At 74.9% G+C, this 3,408-nt stretch carries 4 protein-coding genes; 2 read left to right on the forward strand and 2 right to left on the reverse strand.

Annotation, left to right across the window (positions count from 1 at the left end):
• Window positions 1-18: 18 nt before the first annotated feature.
• Window positions 19-663, reverse strand: coding sequence for a SagB/ThcOx family dehydrogenase (locus AC1D15_RS22885; protein WP_477827775.1), 645 nt, complete (start codon window positions 661-663; stop codon window positions 19-21).
• A gap of 145 nt (window positions 664-808) precedes the next feature.
• On the opposite strand from AC1D15_RS22885, the gene AC1D15_RS22890 reads away from it, so the two are divergent.
• Both AC1D15_RS22890 and AC1D15_RS22895 read left to right on the forward strand, forming a co-directional pair.
• Window positions 809-1,441: an exopolysaccharide biosynthesis protein gene (locus tag AC1D15_RS22890; RefSeq protein WP_477827776.1), complete on the forward strand. Its 633-nt coding sequence runs from the start codon at window positions 809-811 to the stop codon at window positions 1,439-1,441.
• Between the two features lie 114 nt (window positions 1,442-1,555).
• Window positions 1,556-2,539, forward strand: coding sequence for a zinc-dependent alcohol dehydrogenase family protein (locus tag AC1D15_RS22895; RefSeq protein ID WP_477827778.1), 984 nt, complete (start codon window positions 1,556-1,558; stop codon window positions 2,537-2,539).
• Between the two features lie 19 nt (window positions 2,540-2,558).
• Here the strand turns inward: AC1D15_RS22895 and AC1D15_RS22900 are convergent.
• Window positions 2,559-3,408: L,D-transpeptidase (locus AC1D15_RS22900; protein WP_477827777.1), on the reverse strand; the 850-nt coding region annotated here is incomplete at its 5' end.

The raw sequence follows: 3,408 nt of genomic DNA on the forward strand, positions 1-3,408 counted from the left end.
CGGCGCAGGGCCGCGACGTCAAGGCGCATGGAAACCCACGGTCTGCGCCATCAGCACCTCCTGGTCGGGCTGCAGGCCGAGCGCGTTGGCGAGCGCCTCGCGGTCGAGCCAGCCGCGCAGCACCGTCGCGAGCCCGGCACCGGCCGCGTACAGGTAGACGTTCTGCGCGATCGCGCCGGCCGACACCGCCGCGAACAGCGTGCGCTGCGACGCCGGCACGCGCGACATGCGCGCATGGTCGAGCACGTAGACGATGTTCAGCGGCGCGGCATCCACGAAGTCCTGGTAGCCGGTCACGCGGCGGATGTCCTCGGCGCTCACCAGCTGCAGCGCGTGCGCCGCGGCGTCGTAGCGGTAGGCGCCCTCGGGCAGCGTGACGATCAGGTCGATCTCGCGCTCGTCGAGGGCCGACGGCGCGGTGCGCCGCCCGTCGTCGCGGTTGATGCCGTCGGCCGCCCACAGCAGGTTCGACAGCAGCGACAGCGGCAGCGCGCGCGGGTCGAACACCCGGCTGGAGCGCCGCTGCGACAGCGCCCGTTGCAGCGTGATGTCGTTGCCCGGCGATGCGGGCGGCAGGGCCAGCGTGCGCGGCCCGTCGCCCAGCGCAGGGCGGGCGCGCAGGGCGCCCATCGCGCCGAGGACCAGTTTGCCGAGCGTGCTCATGAGCGTTCTCCGGTGGTGGAATGGTCGGGCGATTCTTCGGCCGCCCGGCGCGCCGCGGATTGATCCCGCGCAAGGCCGCGGCAGCGCCGCCCGCTACGCTGCTGCGGCGTGATCCAAGCCCGCCACGCGCCACCGGAGCCCCGCGATGCCACTCCTTGCCGCCCGCAGCACCGAACCGCCGCCCCCGCCCGATGCGCTGTCGCGCGTGCTGCTCGCGCTGTCGAGCGACCCGCAGCGCGAGCGCATCCGCATCGGCGACCTGCTGCTCGCGATGCAGGACCAGGCGCTGGCCACGCTGATCCTCTTCTTCGCGCTGCCCAACCTGCTGCCGGTGCCGCCCGGCACGTCCGGCGTCCTCGGCGTGCCGTTGCTGTTCCTCGCGGCACAGCTCGCGCTCGGGCTGCCGGCCTGGCTGCCGGCGCCGATCGCGGCGCGCTCGATCTCGCGCGAGCGCTTCGCCGCCCTCACCCGTCGCCTGCTGCCGTGGCTCGCGCGCGTCGAGCCGCTGCTGCGCCCGCGCTGGCCGGCGCTGTCGGCAGCGCTGCCGGTGCGGYTCGCGGGGCTGCTGTGTTTCGTGCTCGGCGCGGTGCTCGCACTGCCGGTGCCGCTGGGCAACATGGCGCCGGCCTTCGCGATCAGCGTGATGATGCTGGGCGTGCTGCGGCACGACGGTGCGTGGCTGCTGGCCGGCGCCGCGGCGGGCGTCGCCTCGCTCGCGATCGCGGTCGCCGTGATCTGGGCGGGGCTGGCGGCGCTGCCGCATTCCGCACTGCCATGACCGGCCTGATCGTCATCGCCATCCTGCTCGTGCTCGGCATCGTCGCCGCCGCCGTGCTGCTGTGGCTGCTGACCCACCCCCTCGATTGAAGGAGCCGTGATGGCCGATGAACCAATGCGTGCGATGGTGCTGCGGCAGCCGGGCGAGCCGCTGCACCTGGAGGAGCGGCCGCTGCCGGTGCCCGGCTCCGCAGAGGTGCTGCTGCGCGTCGAGGCCTGCGCGGTGTGCCGCACCGACCTGCACGTGGTCGACGGCGAACTGCCGCTGCCGCGCCTGCCGCTGGTGCCGGGGCACGAGATCGTCGGCATCGTCGAGCGGCTCGGCCCCGGGGTCACGCGGCTGCGCACCGGCATGCGCGTCGGCGTGCCGTGGCTCGGCCACACCTGCGGGCACTGCGCGGCCTGCGCGCGCGGCAGCGAGAACCTGTGCGAGGCGCCGGTCTTCACCGGCCACGGCCGCGACGGCGGCTTCGCGACGCACACCGTCGCCGAAGCCGATTTCTGCATCGAGCTGAACCTGGACCAGCCGCCGCTGCTGGTGGCGCCGCTGCTGTGCGCCGGGCTGATCGGCTGGCGCAGCCTGCGCCTGGCCGGCGATGCCCGCCACCTCGGCCTGTACGGCTTCGGGGCCGCGGCCCACCTGGTCGCGCAGGTCGCGCTGCAGCAGGACCGCCAGGTCCACGCGTTCACGCGGCCGGGCGACATCGCCGCGCAGGACTTCGCGCGCCGCCTCGGCGCAGTGTGGGCCGGCGCGAGCACCGAGGCGCCGCCGCACGCGCTCGATGCCGCCATCCTGTTCGCACCGGCCGGCGAGTTGGTGCCGCTCGCGCTGCGCGCGGTGCGCCCCGGCGGCCGCGTGGTCTGCGGCGGCATCCACATGAGCGACATCCCGTCGTTTCCGTACGAGTTGCTGTGGCACGAGCGGCAGCTGATGTCGGTGGCGAACCTCACGCGCGCCGACGCTGCCGAGTTCTTCGCATTCGCGCGCCGCCATCCGCTCGACGTGCACGCCACACCCTACCCGCTGGACCGCGCCAACGTCGCGCTGGCCGACCTGCGTGCCGGGCGCGTACTGGGGGCAGCGGTCGTGATGCCGTAGCGCGCGGCGCGGCGCCGGATCAGCGCATGGCGGGCGCCGGCGACCAGGCCGGCCGCGCATCCACCGTCGACTCGACCACCACCAGCCAGCGCCCGGCCCACGGGCTCGGCAGCCGGTCGGCGCGCAGCATCCACAGCGAATGCCCCTGCGCGAGCGCAGCGTCATAGTCGGCATCGAGCACGCCGTAGCGGTCGAGGAACTCGTCCAGGCGTTCCGGGATGCGGATGCAGCCCTTCGACTGCGCCGAGCCGAGGCGACGCTCGAGCAGGTCCGGGTCGGTCGCATGCACCTGCAGGCGCATCACGCTCATCGCGTGGTCGCCCCAGCCCTTGGGCGCCGCGACCCAGCCGAAGTCGAACACCCGCGCGCCCTTGCGGCCGTAGCCGCGGATGCCGAGCTCGTTGCGCGTCCCCTCGGCGCGGAAATCCGGGTTCTGCAGCGAATGCGCGAACACGCCGGGCGGCGTCGTGAAATGCTCGTAGCGCCCCGGCAGCCCGGTCGACACCGGCGCCGCGCCGACCACCCGCCAGCCGTCCTCGGGCGAGCCCCAGAACAGCACCAGCGCCTGCACCTGCGGATGGCGATCGACCAGCAGCACGAACTGCGTCGCCGGCCCCGGGTCGATCGCAGCGGCCTGCCACGCCCCGGCGAGCAGCGCCGCGTAGCCGGCGGCCGCCGGCTCGGGCAACTCGAGCCGCGGGCTCACCTGCTCGGCGAACGCGTCGGCCAATGGCGGCGACGGGAACGGGCGCTGTGCCTGCAGCGGCCCCACGGCCGCGAGCAGTGCGGCGAAAGCCAGCCGGCGCAGCCCGCGGTTCACGCCCGCGCGGTCGGCGTCGCGGCTTCCTGCGCGCGCACCAGCAGCACCG

It is taken from the genome of Rhizobacter sp. P2_H2, assembly GCF_056403375.1.

Coding starts and splice junctions, on each gene's coding strand:
- AC1D15_RS22885 (WP_477827775.1), bottom strand. CDS start 663: ATGAGCACGCTCGGCAAACTGGTCCTCGGCGCGATGGGCGCCCTGCGC.
- AC1D15_RS22895 (WP_477827778.1), top strand. CDS start 1,556: ATGCGTGCGATGGTGCTGCGGCAGCCGGGCGAGCCGCTGCACCTGGAG.